The 21,031-nt window shown below is 74.3% G+C and carries 17 protein-coding genes; 7 read left to right on the top strand and 10 right to left on the bottom strand.

What is annotated here, in order from left to right; all coding sequences use genetic code 11:
* Positions 1-57 precede the first annotated feature (57 nt).
* Positions 58-531: a carboxymuconolactone decarboxylase family protein gene (locus tag ACIGO8_RS05835; RefSeq protein ID WP_399726746.1), complete on the top strand. Its 474-nt coding sequence runs from the start codon at positions 58-60 to the stop codon at positions 529-531.
* On the opposite strand, the gene ACIGO8_RS05830 is transcribed toward ACIGO8_RS05835, so the two are convergent.
* The 3 genes from ACIGO8_RS05830 to ACIGO8_RS05820 form a co-directional block, all read right to left on the bottom strand.
* Positions 512-4,240 (bottom strand): BTAD domain-containing putative transcriptional regulator, encoded by a 3,729-nt coding sequence (locus ACIGO8_RS05830; RefSeq protein WP_399724449.1) that lies wholly within the window; start codon positions 4,238-4,240, stop codon positions 512-514. The genes ACIGO8_RS05835 and ACIGO8_RS05830 overlap by 20 nt on opposite strands.
* A 131-nt stretch (positions 4,241-4,371) precedes the next feature.
* A complete protein-coding gene (locus ACIGO8_RS05825) occupies positions 4,372-5,148 on the bottom strand; it encodes an NPP1 family protein (protein WP_399724446.1) in 777 nt (258 codons plus the stop codon).
* A 575-nt stretch (positions 5,149-5,723) separates the two neighbouring features.
* A complete protein-coding gene (locus tag ACIGO8_RS05820; protein WP_399724443.1) occupies positions 5,724-6,506 on the bottom strand; it encodes an alpha/beta fold hydrolase in 783 nt (260 codons plus the stop codon).
* Between the two features lie 228 nt (positions 6,507-6,734).
* Between ACIGO8_RS05820 and ACIGO8_RS05815 the strand changes: the two genes are divergently transcribed.
* The 3 genes from ACIGO8_RS05815 to ACIGO8_RS05805 all read left to right on the top strand — a co-directional run bounded on the left by ACIGO8_RS05815 (position 6,735) and on the right by ACIGO8_RS05805 (position 10,434).
* On the top strand, positions 6,735-7,391 hold the full coding sequence (locus tag ACIGO8_RS05815; RefSeq protein WP_399724440.1) for a hypothetical protein: 657 nt from the start codon (positions 6,735-6,737) through the stop codon (positions 7,389-7,391).
* Between the two features lie 160 nt (positions 7,392-7,551).
* The gene (locus ACIGO8_RS05810) at positions 7,552-8,679 is read left to right on the top strand and encodes an LCP family protein (RefSeq protein ID WP_399724438.1); all 1,128 of its coding nucleotides are present in this window, start codon (positions 7,552-7,554) and stop codon (positions 8,677-8,679) included.
* Positions 8,680-8,760: 81 nt separating this feature from the next.
* A complete protein-coding gene (locus ACIGO8_RS05805; protein ID WP_399724435.1) occupies positions 8,761-10,434 on the top strand; it encodes a carbohydrate binding domain-containing protein in 1,674 nt (557 codons plus the stop codon).
* A gap of 22 nt (positions 10,435-10,456) precedes the next feature.
* On the opposite strand, the gene ACIGO8_RS05800 is transcribed toward ACIGO8_RS05805, so the two are convergent.
* Genes ACIGO8_RS05800 through ACIGO8_RS05780 form a run of 5 tightly spaced genes read right to left on the bottom strand, consistent with a single transcriptional unit; the run spans position 10,457 to position 16,149 of the window.
* Positions 10,457-11,434: an ABC transporter ATP-binding protein gene (locus ACIGO8_RS05800; RefSeq protein ID WP_399724432.1), complete on the bottom strand. Its 978-nt coding sequence runs from the start codon at positions 11,432-11,434 to the stop codon at positions 10,457-10,459.
* Positions 11,431-12,450 (bottom strand): ABC transporter ATP-binding protein, encoded by a 1,020-nt coding sequence (locus ACIGO8_RS05795; RefSeq protein WP_399724430.1) that lies wholly within the window; start codon positions 12,448-12,450, stop codon positions 11,431-11,433. Before ACIGO8_RS05795 ends, ACIGO8_RS05800 begins: the two co-directional genes overlap by 4 nt.
* Positions 12,450-13,436, bottom strand: coding sequence for an ABC transporter permease (locus tag ACIGO8_RS05790; protein WP_399724427.1), 987 nt, complete (start codon positions 13,434-13,436; stop codon positions 12,450-12,452). The genes ACIGO8_RS05795 and ACIGO8_RS05790 overlap by 1 nt, the downstream gene beginning before the upstream one ends.
* A complete protein-coding gene (locus tag ACIGO8_RS05785) occupies positions 13,433-14,386 on the bottom strand; it encodes an ABC transporter permease (protein WP_399724424.1) in 954 nt (317 codons plus the stop codon). Before ACIGO8_RS05785 ends, ACIGO8_RS05790 begins: the two co-directional genes overlap by 4 nt.
* An 8-nt stretch (positions 14,387-14,394) precedes the next feature.
* Complete coding sequence (locus ACIGO8_RS05780) at positions 14,395-16,149, bottom strand: ABC transporter substrate-binding protein (protein WP_399724421.1); 1,755 nt, start codon at positions 16,147-16,149, stop codon at positions 14,395-14,397.
* Positions 16,150-16,299: 150 nt separating this feature from the next.
* Here ACIGO8_RS05780 and ACIGO8_RS05775 point away from each other — a divergent pair, with 150 nt between their 5' ends.
* The 3 genes from ACIGO8_RS05775 to ACIGO8_RS05765 all read left to right on the top strand — a co-directional run bounded on the left by ACIGO8_RS05775 (position 16,300) and on the right by ACIGO8_RS05765 (position 19,306).
* Positions 16,300-17,667, top strand: coding sequence for an aldehyde dehydrogenase family protein (locus ACIGO8_RS05775; protein WP_399724418.1), 1,368 nt, complete (start codon positions 16,300-16,302; stop codon positions 17,665-17,667).
* 85 nt (positions 17,668-17,752) lie between these two features.
* Entirely contained in the window at positions 17,753-18,619 is an 867-nt protein-coding gene (locus tag ACIGO8_RS05770) for an NmrA family NAD(P)-binding protein (RefSeq protein ID WP_399726744.1), read from the top strand.
* Positions 18,620-18,658: 39 nt separating this feature from the next.
* On the top strand, positions 18,659-19,306 hold the full coding sequence (locus ACIGO8_RS05765) for an alpha-ketoglutarate-dependent dioxygenase AlkB (RefSeq protein WP_399724415.1): 648 nt from the start codon (positions 18,659-18,661) through the stop codon (positions 19,304-19,306).
* 41 nt (positions 19,307-19,347) lie between these two features.
* Here ACIGO8_RS05765 and ACIGO8_RS05760 read toward each other — a convergent pair whose 3' ends face one another.
* Positions 19,348-20,301 carry a helix-turn-helix domain-containing protein gene (locus ACIGO8_RS05760; protein ID WP_399724412.1) on the bottom strand — a complete coding sequence of 318 codons (954 nt, stop codon included), beginning with the start codon at positions 20,299-20,301 and terminating at the stop codon, positions 19,348-19,350.
* Between the two features lie 227 nt (positions 20,302-20,528).
* Positions 20,529-20,858 carry a hypothetical protein gene (locus tag ACIGO8_RS05755; protein WP_399724409.1) on the bottom strand — a complete coding sequence of 110 codons (330 nt, stop codon included), beginning with the start codon at positions 20,856-20,858 and terminating at the stop codon, positions 20,529-20,531.
* Positions 20,859-21,031: the final 173 nt, after the last annotated feature.

Here is a 21,031-nt window from a genome sequence, read left to right as displayed (position 1 = left end):
GGCATCACGGCGGGCGGGGCGTCCGGCATCCCGACCGGCATCACGGCGGAGGTCCCGATGGCGCCCCGCATGGACGAGGACCCCGCGCGGCTCGTACCCGAGGTCGCGGAGGTGTCCGCGGCGCTGTTCAAGGTGACCGGCAACGGGTCGGTGCCGCGCAGCACGATCAGCCTGGTGCAGCTGCGCGCCGGCCAGATCGTCGGCAGCACCTATCTGACCGTCCTGCACACCGGCTTCCTGCGCAAGGCCGGCGCCTCGGAGGAGCAGATCACCTCCGTGGCGTCCTGGCAGGACTCGCCGTACTTCAGCGCCGCCGAACGGGCCGCGCTCGCGCTCGTCGAAGCGGTCCTCCAGCCGTCCGCGCAGGGCGAGCGGGTCCCCGACGCGCTGTACGCCGAGGTGGCCGGGCACTACGAGCCCAAGGCGCTCGCCACCCTGATGTTCGCGATCGGCCAGGTCAACTTCTTCGTGCCGGTCGCGCTCGTCGCCAAGCCGGTGCCGGGCCGGCCGTTCACCGCCCCGTGGAAGTGAGGCCGCCGATCCGGCGCAGCTGTTCGTCGGTCCGGTGCAGGATCTCCTGATTGCCGTGCGCCAGGCCCAGCTCGCGCGCCCGCGCGAGCGTGGCCTCGGCCTCGGCGGTGCGGCCCAGGTCCACCAGGGCCGCGCCCGCCGTGGCGGTCAGCATGCCGTGCCGTACGCCCACCAGGCCGTTGACGATGTCCCCGTCGAGCGCGAGCCCCTGCCGGGCACAGGCGAGCGCCGCCTCCGGGTCGCCCGCCTCCAGGAGCTGCCGGGAGCGCTGCTCCAGGGCCAGCAGCTCGGTCATCACGTCACCGGTGCCGTGGACGAGTGCGGCGGCCCGCGCGGTGTGCGCGAGGGACTCCTCGGTCACACCCGTCCTGTCCAGCGCCACCGCCAGGTTGACCAGGGCCGTCGCCTCGCTCGACGGCTCGCCCGCGCGGGCGGCCAGCACCGGCGCGAGCCGCAGGTGCACCAGCGCCTCCGGCAGCCGGCCGTCCTGCGTGAGCAGCCAGCCGAGCAACGCCCGCGCCCGTGACTCGGCGTCGGGGTCGTCCTCCTGGGCGGCCGAGTCCACGGCGTCCTCCAGGAGCGGCACCCAGCCGTCGTGGCTGTGCCACAGGATGTAGGGCCACTGCAGGATCGCCAGCCGCCAGGCCCGGTCGTGGTGACCCGCCGCCCGCGCGGCGGCGACCGCGGCCGCGAGGTTGTCCCGCTCCGCCGCGTACCAGAGCAGCGCCGCGTCCCGGCCCGCGAAGTGCGGGGCGGTACGCGGCACCCGGGCGCCCCGCGGCGCCGCACAGCACGGCTGGTCGTCCGGCTCGGCGGCCCGCGCGGCGGCCATCGCCGTCAGCGTGTAGTGGTCGAGCAGCCGCAGCAGGGCGTCCTCGTCGGCGTCCAGACCGCGGGCGTAGAGCCGCACCAGATCGTGCAGCGTGTGCCGGCCCGGCGCGAACTCGGTGAGCAGATGCGCCTCGCAGAGCCGGTCGAGCGCCTCGGCGGCGACCGCCGGCGGACGGTCCGTCAGCGCCGCGGCGGCGAGCCGGTCCAGGTCCTGGCCCGGCACCACGCCGAGCTGCCGGAAGAGGCGGCCGGCCTCCTCCGGCAGGTCCTGCACGGTGAGGCGCAGCGCGGCCGCCACGCCCTGGCCGTCGGCCTCACCGGAACCGCCGACCGTCAGCAGCGCCAGCCGGCGCTGCTCGTCGGCGAGTTCCGCGGCGAGGTCGGCGAGCCGCCAGTGCGGGCGGGCCGCGAGCTGAGCGGCCGTGACGCGGAGCGCGAGCGGCAGGCCGTCGCACAGCGCGGCGAGGCGCCGGGCGGCGGCCGGTTCCGCGTCGACCCGCTCCGCGCCGACCGCCGCCGCGAGCAGGGCGGCGGACGCGTCGAGTCCGAGCACCCCGAGCGGCACCGGCCGGGCGAGATCGGTCACGACCAGGCCGCCGAGCCGCAGCCGGGACGTCACCACGGTCGCGCTGCGCGTCCCGGCCGGCAGCAGCGGCCGGGCCCGGTCGGCGCTGCGGACGTTGTCCAGGACGACGAGCAGCGCGCGGTCCTCGGTGAGCGAGCGGTACAGCGCGGCGGCCGCGGTCGGCGACTCCGGTACGCGGTGCGGCGGCACGCCCAGCGCGGGCAGGAACTCGCGCAGCACCTCGATCGCGTCGAGGCCCTCGTCGTGACTGAACCCGCGCAGGTCGGCGTACAGCACGCCGTCCGGGAAGTCCCCGGCCCGCCGGTGCGCCCAGTGCAGCGCCAGCGCCGTCTTCCCGACCCCGGCCGGCCCGGTCACCAACGCCACTCGCGCCGCCTCCACGGCCACGTCCAGCCCCGCGAGTTCCCGCTCCCGGCCCAGAAACCCCCGCGGCGCCCGCGGCAACAAGTCCGGCGCGGGCAACACGGCCACCCCACCTGGCGGTACGTGGCCGTTCCCGCCGTCCTGCCCGGCGCCGTGCAGGCCACCGGCCGGCTGCCCGCCGGGCGAGGAGTCGTGGTGTACGGCACCACTCGGCCGACCGTGGGCGCCCCAAGCCTCGCTGGTGCGGCCGGCGGCCTGGCCTCCGACGTTCGTCGCCGGGAGGGCGTCGTTCGCGACACCGCTGCCGGGACGCGCCGCGTGGGCCACGCCGTCCGACGGCGAGAAGGGCGCCGCCCCGTGCGGCGCGCCGACGGTCGGCGGGGCGTCGGTCGGCGTGCCGCGCTCTCCGCCCGAGCGCGCGCCGGCGGAGGTGTGGCCCGCTGCCCCGCCTTCGGTGGGCGTCGCGCCGTGGGACGCGGCGGCTGTCGGAGCAGCACCGGCGGGCTGCGCTCCGTGGAACGTGGCGGCTGCCGGCAGGCCCTCCGTCGGCATGCCGCCGCCCTTGCCGGGCCGTACCACGACCGAGGTGTGACCTGCGGCGGGCGTTGATCCCTGGGCCGCGTCGGTCGCCGTCAGGGCGCCCGTCGGGACGCCGCGGCCCTCGCGGGCAGGCACGGCGTGGGCCGGGCGGGCCGGGGCTCCGCCTTCGGCGGTGGTCGTCCCGTGCGGCGCGGCGGCTGTCGGAGCATCGCCGGTCGGCGCACCTGCGCCGGGGCGCACCTCGTGCGGCCCGGAGCCAGCGGCCTGGCTTCCGGCCGGCGTTGTGGCGTCGGCAGGCCCGGCGCCGGCCGGAACGACTGCGTCCGGCGGGCCGGCGGCCGCACCGAGTCCGTGAGCGCCGGCCCACGGACCGCCGGCCGGGGCCGGCGGGAAGTCCGCGGCCCCGCTCGAGGGACCCCAGGCAGGAGTCGGGGTCTCCGCCGCGCCGGCCGTGGGCCCCCACGCGGCCAAGGCGCCGCCGGGTGCCCCACCCGGGACGCCTCCGTCGGGTCGTACCGGCGGGCCGGGCGGGGCGGCCGCACCGCCCCGCGCGGCTCCGCCGGGCAGGGCGCTCTCCGGACGGGCGGCGCCAGGTCCTGTGGTGAGGTGGGCGGCGGTCGGGGGCCAGGGCACCGTCTGGCCCGTGGGCGGGAGGCCGCGGAGGACGGCTTCGTAGGCGGCGCGGAGGGCCGGGCCCGGGTCGACGCCCAGGTCCTCGGCGAGCAGCGTGCGGGTGCGGTGGTAGCAGTCCAGGGCGTCGGACTGGTGGCCGGCGCGGTACAGGGACAGCATCAGGGCCGCCACCAGCGACTCGCGCAGCGGGTTCGCGGCGGCCTCCGCGCGCAGCAGGGCCGCCGCCTTGACGTGCTCGCCGAGCCGGCCGTACGCCGCCGCGAGCTGTTCGACGGTGACGAGCCGGGTCTCCTCCAGGGCCCGGGCCGCCACCAGCAGCGGTTCGCTCGCCGCCGTACCCGTGAGGGCGGGCCCGCGCCACAGGGCCAGCGCCTCACGGAGCATCAGGACGGAGTCCGCCGGGTGCTTCTGGTGGCCGGCGAGCTGGACCAGCTCCTCGAAGCGGTGGGTGTCGAGGAGCTGCTCGGGCATGCGCAGCTCGTACGCCTGGCCGTGGGTGGCCAGCTCCACGCCGTAGTCCTCCGCGCCGCCCTGGTCGAACAGCGCGCGCAGCCGGGAGACATGCCCCTGCACGACCGTGCGGGCCCGCGCCGGCGGATCGTCGTCCCAGACCGCGTCGATCAGCCGGTCGACGGGTACGGCGGCGTTGACGCGCAGCAGCAGCGCCGCGAGTACGCTGCGCCGCTTGGCAGGGCCGAGCGGCAGCTCACCTGCCTCGGCCGCGATGGACACCGTCCCGAGCAGGCGGAACTCCACCCGGCCCTCCCTGTCACTCTGTTCCGTGGACCTTCCAGTATCCCCGTCCCCTCCCGCCAGGCCTTTGTCGGAACCCTCCAGAAGCCGGAAGAGGGCCGGAACCCCGTGGGTCCGGGCCGGAACCGGACGCCTCAGGCGTACGGGTCGAACGGGATGCCCGACGGCTTGGAGCGGGCCAGCGCGCCCGCGAAGTCGGAGTCCCTGATCTTGAGCGTCGCCGAGCCGAAGTCCGCGCCCGTCAGCCGCTCGCGCAGACCCGCCGGGTAGCCGTTCCAGCCGACCAGGCGCGGGTAGAACCAGGAGCCGGTCGCGTTCTCGATGGCGTCGTCGGAGGTGTTCGCGAAGCGGTAGCAGTGGGTGGACAGACCGTCCTTGTGGTAGACGATCTTGGGGTGGGTGCCGTCGAAGCGCACCGCCGAGCGGGCGGCCACCTGGTAGCCGCTGTGCTGCGACACCGACACGTACTGGACCTGGTTCCCGCTGATCCAGACCACCACGTGCTCCCAGTCGTGGGTGTGGCCGATGGCGGCCGGGCCGATCGTGGCCTGGTCCTTCTCGTAGTAGCCGCCGTAGACGACGGCGCACCAGCCGTTGTTGCACTTGGAGCGGGAGTAGGCGTTGGCCGCGGCGAGCTGGGCGGGATCGTGGCAGTGGCCGTTGACGGCGCCGCCGAGCTTGAGACCGGGGTTGAGGGTGCCGTCCGCGCCGATGGCCGCGGTCATGTAGCAGCCGTCGGTGTCGAAGTCGTACGCGGGAGCGAAGGTCTGGTCCATGCCGTCCGCGTTCTGCGGCAGCGCCTGGAGCACGGCGGCGTGGGCGGTGGCCGCGACGCCGATGACGAGGAACAGCGCGCACAGGACGGCGGCGAGTGCCGAGACCCGCCGCCGTGCCGTGGATATCAGGTGCATGCCAACTCCTTGGGTGGTGGGGCAGGGAGCGGGCAGACACTCCCAGCGGGCCGCGCCGGCCGTCAACCACCGTGCGGGGAACGGTGGGTGACGGAATGGGCCCGTCGGGAGCACGGGGGGCGCACGGATCGTCAAGGCGGTGCGCCGCGCTTCGCCGATTCGTGTGGCACGGGCCCGCAGATCGAGGAACCCGGCGCGGGACACGGCAGGATCGAAGGGCCGGGATCGCTGTCGAACGGGAGTCGTGGGGGCTCCCGGATCCCGCACCGAGCGTCGTGCGCCGACATCGCCGCTCACGCCGCCCCCGGGACGAGGCTCCGCTCCGGGGGCGGTCGGCGTGCGCGCCCGGCCACGAGACGGCCGAATGCGCGTGGAGCCCACGCAGCGGTGGGCTCAGGGCTGTCCCTTGCGGACCGCGTCCGCACCTGTGCGACGCAGCACGCCCGCTTCCGGAAGGCGCGCCGGCTCAGCCGGGCCACGGGCGAGATCATTCCGCTGTCGGCTGCCGGCCGGTCCCTGACCGCAGCACGGAAATCAGGCGACCGGACCTGGCCCATCGACCAGGATGACCCTGCCTACCGGGCCTCGGCGTACAGGTCCTCCACCAGTCGGGCGACCGTCTTCGGCTCGCGGAGGGTCGGGTAGTGGTCGGAGTCGGTGAGGCGGACGAGGCGGCAGTGGGGGATGCGGGCGGCGGCCTCCTCGTTGCAGCGGATCACGTTCGGGCGGTCCAGCTCGCCGAGGGCGAGCACGGTGGGCGCGGTGATCTCGCCGAGCCGGTCGAAGACCGGCGGGTCGACCTGCTGGTGGCCGACGTTGGCGAACCAGGCCGGCAGCACGGCCCGGAAGTGGGCCGCCGCGACCGGGTCGGTCTCCGGGCTCCCTCCGGCGGCCCGGCCCCACAGGCCGAGCCCGAGCCGGACGATCCCCTCCGTGTCGCCGTCCTGGGCGAGTCGGGCGATCTCCGCGCCCACCTCGGCCTCGTCGAGGTCGTAGCCGGTGACGCCCGGCACCAGGAGCACGAGGCCCGCCACGCGCTCCGGTGCGTCGACCGCGAGGCTCAGGGCGGCGGCGCCGCCCATGCTGGAGCCCACGAGGAGCGCCCGGTCGAGTCCGAAGTGGTCGAGGACCGCGGCGAGGTCGGCGGTGGGGGAGTACGCCGTGAGCGGTGCGGGCGAGCGGCCGTAGCCCCGGGCGTCGTAACGGATCACCCGGCGGTCCGGCGCGAGCGCGGGCAGGACCGGGTCCCAGATCGTGGAGTCACCGACGCCGGGATGGACCAGGACGAGAGGCAGTCCCTCGCCGCCCGAGTCGTCCGCCCAGAGTTCGCCGCCGTCGACCGGCACCATGGTTTCCATGGGCCCAGTCTGGTCGGGTGCGGCCACCGTCCACCAGAGGGAAAGCCGTCGTGTCGCGTCAAGCGCCGGGACACGCCAAGCTTCCTGACATAGTGTCAGCAGTGGCGGAATTCATGCCTGGACACCCCTACCGGCCGGTTCTACTCTCAAGTCACTTTGCGCGTACCCCCCACCCCACGCGCATCCGCACCTCCTCGCTCCCCACACTCCGACACCGAGGAGATCCCCATGTCCAAGCTGCTCGTCTCCGCGACCGGCCTCGCCGCGGCCGCCGCGCTCACCTTCGCCGGCGCCGGCACCCAGGCCGCCTCGACCACGCTGCTCCCGGCCGGTCACTCCTTCGCCGCCAAACTCACCGGCAAGGCCACCTTCGTCGCCGGCTCCACCACGATGACCTGTACGGTCTCCGCCTCCGTAGCGACGACCGGAGCCAACAACAAGATCCCCGCCGCCCCGGCCAACCACAACGACGCGGGACCGGTCGCCGTCACCGTCAACCCGCCCACCTTCAGCGGCTGCAGCACCAGCATCGCCGGCGTGAGCGTCACCGTCACGGCCAACGCCACCAACGGCGCCTGGTCGCTCTCCGCCCAGAACGGCGCCCCCGCCACCGGCGGCTTCACCATCCCCAAGGGCGGCGTCGTCATGAAGACCAGCGGCTTCGCCTCCTGCACCATCACCGCCTCGCCGAGCGGCCCCACCGCCGTCAACGGCAGCTGGACCAACGGCGCCCCGTCCACCCTCGCCATCTCCGGCGCTCCGGTCGCGGCCACCGTCACCGGCGGCTTCCTGTGCCCGACCGGCAACCAGTCCGGCACCTTCAGCGCCACCTACCAGATCACCGACACCACCGACCCGGCCCAGCAGATCACCGTCACCGGCTAGCACCGGCCGTCACCGGCCCGTACCGGCGACACCCGGCGACACCCGGCGCCGGTTCCCTCCGATCCGTCGCGCTGCCCGCCGATCTTCGGCATCCTGGTGGCTTGAATCACGCCCTCGTCGGGCGTGCCGGGGCGGGCAGCGCAGGAGGGAAGCGAAACGGATGAGCGCGCGCGAAGCGGCCGCCGACGGACCGGCCGAGGAGGGACGGGCCGACGACGAGCGGGCCGAAGACGGACCGGCCGCCGACAAGCCCGCCGAGGACCAGTGCACCGGGGCGCCCCCGGCTGACGGCAAGGGACGCGGGCGCCGGCGGCGGCCCAAGGCGCGCACCGTTCTGCTGTCCGCCCTCTGCCTGCTCGTCGCCGCGGTGCTGCTCACCGCGGGCGCCGGCTACTGGGCGTACGAGCACTACACCGGCCGCGTCCAGCGGATCCCTGGGACCTTCCCCACCAATGCGCCGGTGCCCGCCGCCTCCAAGGGTGGCCAGAACTTCCTCCTCATGGGGCTCGACTCCCGCTCCGAGGTCCCCATCACCGGCAGCGACGCCAAGGGCGAGCTGTGGGAGTACGGCGACCAGCGCAGCGACGCGATGATGCTGGTGCACATCCCCGACGACCACTCCGCCGCCTACGTGGTCTCGCTGCCGCGCGACTCCTGGGTCGACATCCCGGGGCACGGCCGGGCCAAGCTCAACGCCGCCTTCTCCTGGGGCGGGCCGCCGCTGCTCATCGACACGGTCCAGCGGCTGACCGACGTGCGCGTGGACCACTTCGCCGTCATCGACTGGAGCGGCTTCCGCAAGCTCACCGACGCGGTCGGCGGCGTCGACATCCTCATGGCCGACGGCGAGCGGCGGCACATGAACGGCGAACAGGCCCTGTCCTACGTCCAGGAGCGCAAGAACCTGCCCAACGGCGACTTCGACCGCACCCACCGGCAGCAGAACTACCTGCGCACGCTCCTGGAGAAGGTCATGTCCTCCACGTCCCTCAAGGACCCGTTCCAGCTGAAGAAGACGCTCGACCTGTTCACCGAGACCGTCAGCGTCGACGAGCGCTTCGGCGACGACGAGATGCGCCGACTGGTCTGGAACATGCGCGAGGTCAGGGCAGGGGACATGACCTTCATGAACGCGCCGGTGAAGGGCACCGGGGCGGAGCGGGGTCAGTCGGTGGTCTACCTCGACCGGGCCCGGTGCGCGGAGCTGTGGCAGGCGTTCAAGGACGACGGGCTCGCCGGCTATCTCGACACCCATCCGGTGGACCGGCTGCGGCCCGCCACCAACTGAGCTTTGTGCCAGGGGGCTTGACGCGGGCATTGGTCCAGTCCAATCTGTGACCGCTTCCCCTCCTCAACCCCCACTGGAGGCATGGTGCCTATCCGCAACCGCCTGGTGGCGTCGCTCGGCGCGGCGCTGCTCGGCGCGGGTGTCCTGGCCGCCGTTCCCACTCCGGCCCAGGCAGCCAACCTGCTCACCGACCCCGGCTTCGAGTCCGGAGCCCTGTCCGGCTGGAGCTGCTCCGGCGGCCTCGGCTCGGTCGTGTCCAGCCCCGTGCACAGCGGCGCCAAGGCCCTCGCCGGCGCGGCGAGCGCGTCCGACAACGCCCGGTGCTCCCAGACCGTGCCCGTCCAGCCCCGGACCACCTACACCCTCTCCGGCTGGGTCCGCGGCTCCTACGTCTACCTCGGCGTCGACGGCGGCGCCTCGACCTGGACCGCGTCCGCGCCCTCGTACCAGCAGCTGTCGCTCACCTTCACCACCGGCGACACGCAGACCAGCGCGACCGTCTACACCCACGGCTGGTACGGCCAGGGCACCTACTACGCCGACGACATCAGCCTCGACGGCCCCGGCGGCGGAGGCGGCGGCGACACCCAGGCGCCCACCGCGCCGACCAACCTGCGCTCCACCGCCAAGACCTCGACCAGCGTGACGCTGTCCTGGGGCGCCGCCACCGACAACACCGGCGTCACCGGCTACGACGTCTACCAGGGCGCCACCAGGGTCGCCACGGCGACCGGCACCGGCACCACCGTGACCGGACTCTCCGCGAGCACCGCCTACACCTTCACCGTCAAGGCCCGCGACGCGGCCGGCAACGTCTCCCCGGCCTCCAACGCCGTCAGCGTCACCACCGACGCCGGCGGAGGCGGCGGCACCGGCTTCAAGCAGGCCGCGCCCTACCTCTACCTCGGCTGGGGCGAGCCGCCGTCCGCCACCTCGGTCATGAACGCCACCGGCATCAAGACCTTCACCATGGCCTTCATCCTGTCCTCCGGCGGCTGCAACCCGGCCTGGGACGGCCAGCGTCCGCTCACCGGCGGCGTCGACCAGTCCACGATCAACGCCGTCAAGGCGGCCGGCGGCGACGTCGTCCCGTCCATCGGCGGCTGGCAGGGCAACAAGCTCGGCCCCAACTGCGCCACACCCGAGGCCCTGGCCGGCGCCTACCAGAAGGTCATCGACGCCCACGGCCTGAAGTCGATCGACGTCGACATCGAGAACACCGACGAGTTCGAGAACGCCGTCGTCCAGGACCGGATCCTGAACGCCCTGAAGATCGTCAAGGCCAACAACCCCGGCCTGCGCACCATCCTCACCTTCGGCACCTCGACCACCGGACCCACCTCCTGGGGCAACCGGCTCATCGAGCAGTCGAAGGCGCTGGGCGCGAACATCGACGTCTTCACCCTCATGCCCTTCGACTTCGGCGGCGGCGCCGACATGTACGGCAACACCGTCAACGCCGCCAACGGCCTGAAGAACAAGCTGAAGGCGGTCTACGGCTGGGACGACGCCACCGCGTACGCCCACGTCGGCATCTCCGGCATGAACGGCCTCTCCGACCAGCAGGAGACCACCAGCCCGGCGACCTGGACGCAGATCCGCGACTGGGCCAACAGCAACCACATCGCCCGGCTCGCCTTCTGGTCCGTCAACCGCGACCGGCCGTGCCCCGGCGGCGGCGTCGCCGAGAACTGCTCCGGCATCAGCCAGACCGAATGGCAGTTCACGAAGATCACCGCCGGATTCACCGGCTGATCCACGCCGCCGTGACGGGTCCTCAGCCCGTCTCCGGGAAGTGACAGGCCACCTCCCTCGGCTCCTCCGTCGCGGTCCGCCGCAGCGGAGGAGCCTCCGTGCGGCACACCTCCCGCGCCTTCGGACAGCGCGGATGGAAGGTGCAGCCCGGCGGCGGCGCGGCCGGGCTCGGCGGATCGCCGAGCAGCGTGATCCGCTCCCGAGCCCGCTCGGCCGCCGGGTCCGGCAGCGGGACGGCCGAGAGCAGCGCCCGCGTGTACGGGTGCGCCGGCTCCTCGTACACCCGCCGCTTCGGTCCGATCTCCACGATCCGGCCCAGGTACATCACCGCGACCCGGTCGCAGACCCGCTTGACCACCGACAGGTCGTGGGCGATGAAGAGGTACGCGAGCCCCAGCTCGGACCGCAGCCGCTCCATCAGGTTGACGATCTGCGCCTGCACCGACACGTCGAGCGCCGAGACCGGCTCGTCGGCCACGACCAGACGCGGCCCGGTCGCCAGGGCGCGGGCGATGCCGATCCGCTGCGCCTGGCCGCCGGAGAACTCGTGCGGATAGCGGTCCAGGTGCTCCGGTATCAGTCCCACCAGCTCCATCAGCTCGGCCGCCCGCGCCCGCGCCTCGGCGGCCGAGCTGCCCTGGATCAGCAGCGGATCGGCGATGATCCGGGCCACCGTGCGGCGCGGGTTGAGCGAGGAGTGCGGGTCCTGGAAGACCATCTGGATCTCGCGCCGCAGCGGTGTGAACGCGCGCTGCGGCAGCCGGCCGATCTCCCGTCCGTCGTACGTCACGGTGCCGGCGGTCGGTTCGAGCAGCCGGACGATCATCCGGCCGGTCGTCGACTTCCCGCAGCCGGACTCGCCGACCAGGCCCAGCGTCTCGCCGCGCGCGAGGTCGAAGGAGACGCCGTCGACGGCCCGCACCGGGGCCGCGCGGAAGCCGCGGCCCGGGAAGGTCTTCGTCAGGTCGCGCACGGACAGCAGGGGAGGAGGTGTGCTCATGAGACGACGCCTTCGTACGCGGGGAAGTGACAGGCCACCGGCCGGCCGGCGGGACCGGTGAGCGCCGGGCGCTCGGCCTCGCACCGGGCCCGCTCGGCCGCCGTGCCGGCGGCGGCGCGCGGGCAGCGCGGGGCGAAGGCGCAGCCGGACACGGGTTCGAGCAGGGACGGCGGCGAGCCGGGGATCGCCCGCATCGGGCCGTCGTCCGGGTCGTCCAGCCGGGGCAGCGAGTCGAGCAGACCCCGGGTGTACGGATGCGAGGGAGCGCGGAACAGCCCGTCCACCGGGGCCCGTTCGACGGCCCGCCCGCCGTACATCACCAGCACCTCGTGGGCCACCCGCGCCACCACGCCCAGATCGTGGGTGATCATGACGACCGCGAGGCCGCGGTCCTGCTGCACCCGGGCGATCAGCTCCAGGATCTGCGCCTGCACGGTGACGTCGAGCGCGGTGGTCGGCTCGTCCGCGATCAGCAGCTCCGGCTCGCACACCAGCGCCGTCGCGATCATCACGCGCTGCCGCATGCCGCCCGAGAACTGGTGCGGGTACGCGCCGGCCCGGCGCCGCGGCTCGGGAATGCCGACCTCGGCGAGCGCGTCCACGGCCAGGCGCCGGGCGACCGCACGGCGGGAGCCGAAGTGCGCCCGGTGGTGCTCGGCGATCTGCTCGCCGACGGTGTAGTACGGATGGAGGCTGGACAGCGGGTCCTGGAAGATCATCGCCATCCGCCGGCCGCGCAGCCGGTTCAGCTCGCGCTCCGGCAGCCCCACCAGCTCGCGCCCGTCGAGGCGGACGGAGCCGGTGACCTCGGCGCCGGTGTGCAGGCCCATCACCGCCAGCGAGGTGACGGACTTGCCGGAGCCGGACTCGCCGACGATGCCGAGGGTCCGGCCGCGCGGCACGTCGAAGGAGAGCCCGTCCACGGCCCGTACGGCACCGCGCCGGGTCGGGAACACAACCGTCAGATCACGCACCGACAGCAGCGGTTCGGGCCCGCTCGTCGTGGTGTCGGGCATCAGTACCTCACTCGCGGGTCGACGACGGCGTACAGCAGGTCGACGCAGAGGTTCGCGACGACGATGAAGGCGGCGGCGAGCAGGGTCACGCCGAGGATCACCGGCTGGTCGCCGGTGGAGAGCGCCCCGTAGAAGAGCCGTCCGACGCCGGGCAGACCGAAGAGGGACTCGGTGATGACGGCGCCCGCGAGGAGCCCGCCGAGGTCCATGCCGAAGAGGGTGAGGACCGGCGTCATCCCGGCCCGCAGCCCGTGCTTGACGACGACGGTGCGGCGCGGCAGGCCCTTGGCGCGGGCGGTGCGGATGTACGGCTCCGCCATCGACTCGATCATCGAGGCGCGGCTCTGCCGGGCGTACATCGCCGCGTACAGGACGGCGAGCGCCAGCCAGGGCAGCAGCAGGTTGCGCGCCCATCCGAGCGGGTCGGTGCCGATGGGCACGTACTGCGGGTAGGGCAGCAGACCCGCCACCCGGATCAGCCCGTAGATCAGCATCACCGAGGTGAAGTAGACGGGCAGCGAGGCGGCGGCCACCGCGCCGACCATCAGGATCCGGTCGGTGAGGGTGTCCTTGCGCAGCGCGGCGGTGACGCCGGCGCCCAGGCCGAGCGCCAGCCAGATCACGGCCGCGCCCACGGCCAGCGAGGCGGAGACCGGCAGCCGGTCGACGAGCAGGTCCCAGACGGGCTGGCTGTTCTCGTAGGAATAGCCCAGGCACGGGAAGTCGCAGCGCAGCGCGTAGGAACCGCTGCCCACGGTGCGGCCGGTGAAGACGCCGGTCACGAAGTCGCCGAACTGCCGCCACAGCGGCTGGTCCAGGCCCATGTGGGCGCGGATCGCGGCGAGCCGCTCGGCGCTGCAGGACTTGCCGCAGGCCGCGGCGGCCGGGTCGGACGGCAGCACGTAGAAGATGACGAAGGTGATGGCGGCGACGGCGAGGAGGACGCCGAGCACGCCGAGCAGCCGGCGGCCGAGGTAGAGGATCACGGCCGGCCTCCGCGCGGGTCGAAGACGTCCCGCAGCGCGTCCCCGAGCAGGGTGAAGGCGAGGACGGTGAGGAAGAGGCAGAGGCTCGGCACCACGAAGTACATCGGGTCCGTGTCGTAGAAGGCGACGCTCTCGGCGATCATCTGGCCCCAGGACGGCGTCGGCGGGCGCACGCCGACGCCGAGATAGCTGAGGGCCGCCTCGGTGGCGATCATGCCCGGGACGATCAGCGTGGTGTACGCGATGACGGGACCGGCGACGCCGGGCAGGATCTCGCGGGTGAGGATGCGCCGGTCCGACGCGCCGGCGACCCGCGCGGCGGCCACGTACTCGCGGTGCTTGAGCGAGAGCGTCTGGCCGCGCACGATCCGCGCGATGCCGGGCCAGCCGAACAGGCCGATGACCAGGGTCATCAGCAGGACGCGGTTGACGTCGCGGGCCACCGACATCGCCGCGATCATGAAGATGAGGGACGGGAAGGACATGGTGAGGTCCATGAGCCGGGACAGGACGGTGTCGGTGCGGCCGCCGAAGTAGCCGGCGGCGACGCCCGCCGCGACGCCGGCCACGACGACGATCGCGGTCGCGGCGAAGGCGATCAGCAGCGAGACCTGGGCGCCGTGCACGACCCGGGCGAACAGGTCGCGGCCGGTGACGGGTTCGACGCCGAGCCAGTGCTCGGCGGACATCCCGCCGAGCGGCCCGAGCGGCAGGCCGCCCAGGTACGGGTCGACGGCGCTCTTGTCGAACTCGTCGGGACGCCAGCCGCCCAGCGCGCCGACGAGCGGGGCGGCGAGCGCCATGACGGCGAAGAGGGCGACGACGGCGAGCGAGGCGAGGGCGGCGGGACGGCGGCGCAGCTCGGCGCGCGCGAGGCGCCAGGGGCCGCTGCCGGCCGGAGCGGCCGCCGGCGCCCGGCCGGGGACGGTGGTCGTGGTCGTGGTCGTCACGGGGCTGCTCAACGGCCGCTCTGGGACGGGTCCTTGAGGCCGACCGTGGCGTAGTCGAGCTGGCCGCCGTACGAGATGTGCCCGAAGGCGCCGGCGATGTTCGGTCCGACGAGCAGCGGCCGGCGCTCGACGACGACGGGTGCGGTGGGCGCCTTGGCGAGGATCTGGCCGTCGAGCTCCTGCCAGGCCTTGTTCGCCTGCCCGGCGTCGGTCATCGCGGCGATCTCGTCCATCCGCTGCATGGTGGCCGGGTCGCGGAAGAGCGAGTGGTTGCCGGAGTTGCCCTTCTCCTTGATGAAGCGGCCGTCGAAGACGAAGGGCAGGAAGGTGGAGCCGGAGGGATAGTCGGGACACCAGCCGGTGTAGACGAGGTCGGTGCGGTTCTTCGTGTCGCCGATGGTGTCGTAGAAGGCCGACGGGTCGACGGTCTCGATGACCACCTCGATCCCGGCGCGGCCGAGCGACTGCTGGATCGCCTCGGCGACCTGCTTGTCGCCGTTGGAGACGGTGATGCGGGTGGAGAAGCCGTCGGGCTTGCCCGCCTCCTTGAGCATCTGCCTGGCCTTGGTGACGTCCCCGGTGAGCGGGATCCGCAAGGTGTCGGGCTGCTTGCCGCCGGTGAAGAGGGAGCCGGGCATGAGCGCGGTGGCCGGGTCGTTGAGCGCCGGGCCGCCGGAGGCGGTCAGCACGGCCTCGCGGTCGAGCGCGTACTGCACGGCCCGCCGGACCCGCACGTCGTCGAAGGGCGCGCGGCCGGTGTGCATCTGCACCATCTCGGTGCAGTTGCTGGACTCGGCGAGCAGCCGGGCGCGGACGGCGGGCCGGGTGAGGACCTTCGGGGTGCTCTCGGGGCGGAGCTTGTCCCAGGGCACCGCGGAGGCGTCGGCGCCGTCGGCCGCGACGAGCCGGTCGTCGATCTGGTTGGCCTTCAGGCCCATGGTGACGACGATCCGGTCCGGGTACGCCTTGCGGACGCCGTCGGTGGCGGGATCCCAGTGCGGGTTGCGGACCAGGACGAGCCGCTTGTCGCGGTCGTACGACTCGATCTTGTACGGCCCCGAGGAGAACGGCCGGTTGTCGTACTGAGGGCCCTTGTCCCGGGCCCGCGGGACCGGCGCGAAGGTGGGCAGCACGGTCGCGTAGGGGAACTCGGCGAAGGGCTTGCGCAGACGGAAGACGATCGTGCGGTCGTCGGGCGTCCGGACGGAGTCGAGGTGGCGGCCGCCGGCCGGGCCCTGGTAGCCCTCGGCGCCTTCGAGGTAGCGGGCGGCGTAGTCGGGGCCGCCGGGCAGGTCGGGCGAGAAGGACCGCTCCACGTTGTACTTGACGTCCCGCGCGGTGACCGGTGAGCCGTCCTCGAACTTCAGGCCCTTCTTCAGGCGGAAGGTCCAGGTCCTTGCGCCGTCGGAGGAGGTGCCGAGGTCCTCGGCGAGGTCGGGCGTCAACTCGCCGCCCTTGGGGCCGGGCTCCGCCTTGTAGGTGAGCAGGGTGCGGTAGAGGAGCCGGGTGCCGAAGTCCATGTCGCCCATCACCCAGTTGCGGGCCGGGTCGAGGTGGGTGAAGTCCTGGTTGGACAGCACGGTGAGGGTGCCGCCCTTCACCGGCGTACCGCCCACGGTCTTTCCGTTGGTCGCGGTCGCCGGGTTGACGCCGCCGTGCCCGCCGCCCGCGGCGGGGCCGCCGGTGCCGGAGCAGCCGGCCGCGCCGAGGGCGAGGGCCGCCGACAGGGCGGCGGCGAGGGCGGTTCGGGTGTGCTTGTCCATCAAGGGTCACTCCGAGTCGGGGAGTTCGGGTGGCCGGGCGCCGGTCGCGGGGTGCGTCGCGGCAGGCACGGCCCAGAAATGTGACCCGTAACATAGTAATGTGAAATTGTACTGCGCAAGCCCTCGGACACGACAGAGAAGGTTCGCCGCATGACCGTCATCTCCCGCAACCCCGCCGACCCGGCCGACGTCCTCCACCAGGCCCCCGCGCCCGGCGCCTTCGCCGTCGCCGACGCGGTCGAACGGGCCCGCGCCGCGCAGCCCGGCTGGGCGGACGGCGGAGCCGCCGCCCGGTCCGCCGCGCTCGGAGCGGTGGCCACCGCCGTCGAGGCCGCGGCCGGCGAACTCGCCGCGCTGGCCGTACGCGAGGTCGGCAAGCCGCTCGCCGAGGCCCGCGCCGAGGTCGCCCGCACCGTCGCCATCTGGCGCTATTACGCCCAGGCGCCCTACGAGCCCACCGGCGCCGTGCACGACACCGCCACCGGCCCCGGCCTGCTCCTCACCCGCCGCCGCCCGCACGGCGTGGCCGGACTCATCACCCCCTGGAACTTCCCCTTCGCCATCCCCGCCTGGAAGGCCGCGCCCGCCCTCGCCACCGGCAACTGCGTCGTCCTCAAGCCCGCGCCCGAGGCCACCGCCTGCGCGCTGCGGCTCGCCGAACTCGTCCGACAGGCCCTGCCCGAGGGCGTGTTCACCGTGGTGCCCGGCGGCGCGACCGAGGGCGGCGCGCTGGTGTCCGCCGCCGACGCCGTCTCCTTCACCGGCTCGTCGGGTGTCGGCGCCGCCGTCGTCCGCTCCGCCACCGCGCGCGGCATCCCGGTCCAGGCCGAGATGGGCGGTCTCAACGCGGCGATCGTGCTGCCCGACGCCGACATCGCCCTGGCCGCCGCCCACATCGCCGGCTCCGTCGCCGGATACGCCGGCCAGAAGTGCACCGCCGCCAGCCGTGTCGTCGCGGTCGGCGCCGCCCTCGACCCGCTGCGCGAGGCCCTCGCCGAGGCGCTGCGCGCCGTGCCCGTCGGTGATCCCGCCGAGCCCGGGACCGTGTGCGGCCCGCTGATCACCGAGGCCGCCCGGGACGACGTCGCCTCCGCCTGGCACGGCCTGTCGGTCCTCGCCGGCGGCACCGTGCCCGACCGGCCCGGCTGGTACGCGGCGCCGACCCTGGTGGAGAAGGCCGCGCCCGGCCACCGGCTGCTGCGCGAGGAGGTGTTCGGCCCGGTCGCCGCCCTGCTGCCGGCGCGCGACCTCGACCACGCCGTACGGATCACCAACGCCGCCCGGCACGGCCTCGTCACCTCCGTGCACACCGCCGGCCTCGACGCCGTCCTGCACGGCCTCGACCGGCTCGACACCGGCATGATCCGGATCAACGCGCCGACCACCGGCGTCGACTTCCACCTGCCGTTCGGCGGAGCCAAGGCCTCCAGCTACGGCCCGCGCGAACAGGGTCGCGCCGCCCTGGACTTCTACACCTCCTCCCGCACCTACACCCTGGCGCCCGCCCGGGCTTCGTGACGCCCGGGTGCGCGGCCCGCGCGCAGGAGGTCGAATGAGGGAAGCGGTACGGCAGCGGGACACGGACGCGGCGGAAGGGCAGGACATGAGCGAGGTCATCGCGGTCACCGGAGCCACCGGGCGGATCGGCCGCCGGGTGGTGCGGCGGCTCGCCGAGGCGGGCGCGGCGGTACGCGCGCTCGGACGCGACCGGGAGAAACTGGCCGCGCTGCCCGCCGAGGACGTCCGGACCGCGTCCTACGACGACGCCGGTGCGATGCGGGCCGCGCTCGACGGGGCCGGCGCGCTCTTCCTGGTCTCCGCGCACGAGGCGCCCGGCCGGGTCAGGACCCACGCCACGGCCGTGGACGCCGCGGTGGCCGCCGGAGTGCGCCGGATCGTCTACCTCTCGTACCTGAACGCCGCTCCGCACGCCACCTTCACCTACGCCCGCGACCACTGGCACACCGAACAGCACATCCGCTCCACCGGTCTCGCCTTCACCTTTCTGCGCGACAGCACCTACCAGGCCGACCTCGCCGCGATGACGTCCCCGGACGGCGTGCTGCGCGGGCCGGCCGGGGACGGCCGGGTCGGCGCCGTCGCCCACGACGACATCGCCGACTCGGCCGCGGCGGTGCTGCTGGGCGAGGGCCACGACGGCGTCACCTACGACATGACCGGTCCCGAGGCGCTGAGCTTCGACGAGATCGCGGCCGCGCTGAGCCGGGCCGCCGGGCGCACCGTCACGTACGTGCCGGAGACCCGCGACGAGGCGTACGCCTCGCGGGCCGGCTATCACGCCCCGGACTGGGAGGTGGAGGGCTGGATCACTTCGTACGAGGCGGTGGCGAACGGCGAGATGGACGACGTGTCCGACGACGTCCTCACCCTCACCGGACACCCGCCGCAGTCCTTCGCCGACTTCCTCGCGACGCATCCGCGCAGCTATCGGCACCTGCTGCCGCAGTGAATCGCTCAAACGTTCGGTTTATCGTCTAGGCTGGTCACCATGACTGCGGCACGACCCGACATCCCCGGCCTCCAGGGCTCCCTCTTCGACCAGGGCGCCGACATCGGCTGCGGACCCCTCGACGGGATCCGGCGGACACGGCTCGGCGACGGCGCCTGGGTCGACCATCTGCCCGGCTGGCTCCACGGCGCCGACGCGCTCTTCGAGGAGCTGGCCGCCACGGTGCCCTGGCAGGCCGAGGAGCGGAAGATGTACGACAACGTGGTCGCCGTCCCGCGCCTGCTCGCCTACTACCGCGAGGGCGCCCCGCTGCCGCATCCCGCGCTCACCGAGGCCCGCGACGCCCTCGGCGCGCACTACGCCGCCGAGCTCGGCGAGCCCTTCGCCACCGCCGGGCTCTGCCTCTACCGCGACGGCCGCGACAGCGTCGCCTGGCACGGCGACCGCACCGGCCGCTCCGCCACCCACGACACGATGGTCGCGATCCTCGCCCTCGGCGACCCGCGCGACCTGGCCTTCCGCCCGCGCGGCGGCGGCCCCGTCGCGCTCCGCCTCCCGTCCGGCCACGGCGACCTGCTCGTCATGGGCGGCTCCTGCCAGCGCACCTGGGAGCACGCGGTGCCCAAGACCACCCGCGCCGTCGGCCCGCGCATCAGCGTCCAGTTCCGCCCGCGCGGCGTGGGCTGACCTCCCGGCCGCGACCGTACCGGCCGGCGGGCGGGCCGCGGTCAGCCGCGGCGCAGGGTCTCGGACGGCGCCTCGCCGTACGCGCGCCGGTACGCGGCGGCGAACCGGCCCTGGTGGGCGAAGCCCCAGCGCACCGCCACCTCGGTCACCGTGGTGGTCCGCGGGTCGGCGGCCCGCAGGTCCGCGCGGGCGCGGGCCAGCCGGACCTGGCGCAGGTGCCGCAGCGGAGTGGTGTCGGCGTGCCGGGCGAAGGCGTACTGCACGGCCCGCGGCGTCACCGGGACCGAGGCGGCGATGTCGGCGAGGCCGATGTCCCGGTGGGCGTTGCCCTCGATGAAGGCCATCGCCCGCCGCAGCGTCCGGGCGTCACCGTCCCGGCCGTCCACCGGGTCGGGCCGGTCGTCCAGCGTGGTGTTCGGCAGGCTGCTCAAGGTGACCGCGGCGAGGTGCCGCAACGCGGTCGACACCACCAGCGGACTCTCCCGCCCGACCGGGTCGGCGAGCACCTGGTCGCGCAGATAGGCGACGGTCCGGTTCAGCCGCCGGGCGGCCGCGGGACTCACCGGGCGCTGCCCGGTGAACGCGACCCTGCCGCGGAATCCCGCGCCGGTCCCGGCGACCTCAGCGAGCAGCGCCGGGTCGAACAGGGTGAGGGTGTAGCGGGCCGAGCGCACCTCGCCCGAGTACGGCAGGTCCGGCTGGGAGAGCAGGAAGGTCTCGCGCGGTCCGAAGCGCTCCGCCCGGCCGCCCGTGGTGTCCAGGAATCCGCCGTGGTGCACGGTCACCAGGCACACCTGGTTCAGGCAGCCGGCGTCGTAGGCCATCGTGTAGTCGAACGCGAGCCGGTCCACCGTCAGGCCGCCCGTGGAGCGGCGGGCGATCCGCGCCCGGGAGTGCTCCGGCCGGCCGCCGATCCGCATCGGCGTGTAGGCCGCCGACAGGAACGCCTCGGTCTCCGCCAGGTCCTGGCTGTCGAAGGACAGCGTCTCCACCATCACGCCTCCCGACACAGCGGCCGCAGGCCGCCGGGAAAGGGCGGCCCGGCGTCCACGCTACGTCTTCGGCGGGGGCGGGGGAAATCGGGCCGGGACGGGTCGGGCCGGGACGGCTCGGTCGCGTCCGGCCGGACGGGCGGGGGCTTCGGTCGAGTCGGTCGCGTCCGGCCTGTCGGCCCGGTCGGGCCCGGCCGGGCGGGCCGGGACGGGGCGGCGGACGGCGCGGGTCAGGCGTCCGGGGCGTCGGGCGGCGCCGCGCCGTCACCGTCCGGGCCGATCAGGATGAATCCGCCCGGGTGGTGCACGGCGGGCAGTCCGGCCCCGTGCAGCACCACGAGCAGGGCGGTGTCCAGGGCGGTGCGGATGCCGGGGATGCCGGCGCGCCTGCGTACGTCCGGGTCGGCCGCGTGGACGGCGATGGTCGGGCGGATCACCGGATCGGCGTGCCAGGACACGATCACGCCGTCGCCGTGCCGGAGCACGCGCAGCCCGCTGTCGCGGCCGTAGCCGGCCCGCACCAGAACCGCCCGGACCTCCTGGAGGAGATCCTGCGTCATCGTCCCTCCCGGCGGCCGCGCGGCCGGGATCGGGCAGGGCGGTGTGGCCGAACGAGCATGAGGACCCTTTCCGTGGCCGCTTTCCGCCGCAGGACGCCCGGTGCTCACCAAGCGCGACGGAAAGCGGCCTCTCGCATGACACCAGTCCCACCGGGACGAGCGCAGCACCGGAA

Origin of the sequence: Streptomyces sp. NPDC053493, assembly GCF_044544825.1 — a bacterium.
Classification (GTDB): Bacteria; Actinomycetota; Actinomycetes; order Streptomycetales; family Streptomycetaceae; genus Streptomyces.
Note: the sequence above shows the minus strand (reverse complement) of the source record. Positions and strands in the feature narration are given on the sequence as shown.